Annotated in this window: 1 rRNA gene; it reads left to right on the forward strand. The window is 56.9% G+C overall.

Features of this window, described 5'->3' with window-relative positions:
• Nucleotides 1–3,048, forward strand: a 23S ribosomal RNA gene (locus GBN72_RS33910).
• Nucleotides 3,049–3,076: the final 28 nt, after the last annotated feature.

Genomic DNA, 3,076 nt, shown 5'->3' on the forward strand with positions numbered 1-3,076 from the left:
CGATAGTCCCCGGGGAGTCGTCAACCAGGCTTTGATCCGGGGGTTTCCGAATGGGGAAACCCGGCAGTCGTCATGGGCTGTCACCCACTGCTGAACACATAGGCAGTGTGGAGGGAACGAGGGGAAGTGAAACATCTCAGTACCCTCAGGAAGAGAAAACAACCGTGATTCCGGGAGTAGTGGCGAGCGAAACTGGATCAGGCTAAACCTCAAGCGTGTGAGACCCGGCAGGGGTTGCGTTTGGGGGGTTGTGGGATCTCTCTTTTACGGTCTGCCGGCCGTGAGACGAGTCAGAAACCGTTGATGTAGACGAAGGACATGCGAAAGGTCCGGCGTAGAGGGTAAGACCCCCGTAGTCGAAACGTCAGCGGCTCGTTTGAGAGACACCCAAGTAGCACGGGGCCCGAGAAATCCCGTGTGAATCTGGCGGGACCACCCGCTAAGCCTAAATATTCCCTGGTGACCGATAGCGGATAGTACCGTGAGGGAATGGTGAAAAGTACCGCGGGAGCGGAGTGAAATAGTACCTGAAACCGTGTGCCTACAAGCCGTGGGAGCGTCGGATGCAGCTTGCTGCATCTCGTGACTGCGTGCCTTTTGAAGAATGAGCCTGCGAGTTTGCGGTGTGTTGCGAGGTTAACCCGTGTGGGGAAGCCGTAGCGAAAGCGAGTCCGAATAGGGCGTTTGAGTAGCATGCCCAAGACCCGAAGCGGAGTGATCTAGCCATGGGCAGGTTGAAGCGGAGGTAAGACTTCGTGGAGGACCGAACCCACCAGGGTTGAAAACCTGGGGGATGACCTGTGGTTAGGGGTGAAAGGCCAATCAAACTCCGTGATAGCTGGTTCTCCCCGAAATGCATTTAGGTGCAGCGTCGTGTGTTTCTTGCCGGAGGTAGAGCACTGGATAGGCGATGGGCCCTACCGGGTTACTGACCTTAGCCAAACTCCGAATGCCGGTAAGTGAGAGCACGGCAGTGAGACTGTGGGGGATAAGCTCCATGGTCGAGAGGGAAACAGCCCAGAGCATCGACTAAGGCCCCTAAGCGTACGCTAAGTGGGAAAGGATGTGGAGTCGCAGAGACAACCAGGAGGTTGGCTTAGAAGCAGCCACCCTTGAAAGAGTGCGTAATAGCTCACTGGTCTAGTGATTCCGCGCCGACAATGTAGCGGGGCTCAAGCGTACCGCCGAAGTCGTGTCATTGCAGCATTGAGGGCCAACGCCCGCTGTGATGGGTAGGGGAGCGTCGTGTGCCGGGTGAAGCAGCCGCGGAAGCGAGTTGTGGACGGTTCACGAGTGAGAATGCAGGCATGAGTAGCGATACAAACGTGAGAAACGTTTGCGCCGATTGACCAAGGGTTCCTGGGTCAAGCTGATCTGCCCAGGGTAAGTCGGGACCTAAGGCGAGGCCGACAGGCGTAGTCGATGGATAACCGGTTGATATTCCGGTACCCGCTTTGAAGCGCCAAACATTGAATCCAGTGATGCTAAGCCCGTGAAGCCGCCCCTGATCTCTTCGGAGTGAGGGGGAGTGGTGGAGCCGGTGACCCGAGCTGGTAGTAGGTGAGTGATGGGGTGACGCAGGAAGGTAGTCCATCCCGGGCGGTGGTTGTCCCGGGGTAAGGGTGTAGGCCGTGCGGTAGGTAAATCCGTCGCACATCAAGGCTGAGACCTGATGCCGAGCCGATTGTGGTGAAGTGGATGATCCTATGCTGTCGAGAAAAGCCTCTAGCGAGTTTCATGGCGGCCCGTACCCTAAACCGACTCAGGTGGTCAGGTAGAGAATACCGAGGCGTTCGGGTGAACTATGGTTAAGGAACTCGGCAAAATGCCCCCGTAACTTCGGGAGAAGGGGGGCCATTTCTGGTGATGAGCTTCGCGCTCTGAGCTGGGGGTGGCCGCAGAGACCAGCGAGAAGCGACTGTTTACTAAAAACACAGGTCCGTGCGAAGCCGTAAGGCGATGTATACGGACTGACGCCTGCCCGGTGCTGGAACGTTAAGGGGACCGGTTAGCTCCATTTCGGTGGGGCGAAGCTGAGAACTTAAGCGCCAGTAAACGGCGGTGGTAACTATAACCATCCTAAGGTAGCGAAATTCCTTGTCGGGTAAGTTCCGACCTGCACGAATGGCGTAACGACTTCTCGACTGTCTCAACCATAGGCCCGGTGAAATTGCACTACGAGTAAAGATGCTCGTTTCGCGCAGCAGGACGGAAAGACCCCGGGACCTTTACTACAGTTTGATATTGGTGTTCGGTTCGGCTTGTGTAGGATAGCTGGGAGACTTTGAAGCTCGCACGCCAGTGTGGGTGGAGTCGTCGTTGAAATACCAGTCTGGTCGTGCTGGATGTCTAACCTGGGTCCGTGATCCGGATCAGGGACAGTGTCTGATGGGTAGTTTAACTGGGGCGGTTGCCTCCTAAAGAGTAACGGAGGCGCCCAAAGGTTCCCTCAGCCTGGTTGGCAATCAGGTGTTGAGTGTAAGTGCACAAGGGAGCTTGACTGTGAGACCGACGGGTCGAGCAGGGACGAAAGTCGGGACTAGTGATCCGGCGGTGGCTTGTGGAAGCGCCGTCGCTCAACGGATAAAAGGTACCCCGGGGATAACAGGCTGATCTTCCCCAAGAGTCCATATCGACGGGATGGTTTGGCACCTCGATGTCGGCTCGTCGCATCCTGGGGCTGGAGTCGGTCCCAAGGGTTGGGCTGTTCGCCCATTAAAGCGGTACGCGAGCTGGGTTTAGAACGTCGTGAGACAGTTCGGTCCCTATCCGCTGTGCGCGTAGGAGTCTTGAGAAGGGCTGTCCCTAGTACGAGAGGACCGGGACGGACGAACCTCTGGTGTGCCAGTTGTCCTGCCAAGGGCATGGCTGGTTGGCTACGTTCGGGAGGGATAACCGCTGAAAGCATCTAAGCGGGAAGCCTGCTTCGAGATGAGGACTCCCACCCACTTGATGGGGTAAGGCTCCCAGTAGACGACTGGGTTGATAGGCCAGATCTGGAAGCCCGGTAACGGGTGGAGGTGACTGGTACTAATAGGCCGAGGGCTTGTCCTCAGTTGCTCGCGTCCACTGTGTT

Source organism: Streptomyces abyssomicinicus (assembly GCF_008974245.1).
Lineage (GTDB): Bacteria > Actinomycetota > Actinomycetes > Streptomycetales > Streptomycetaceae > Streptomyces > Streptomyces abyssomicinicus.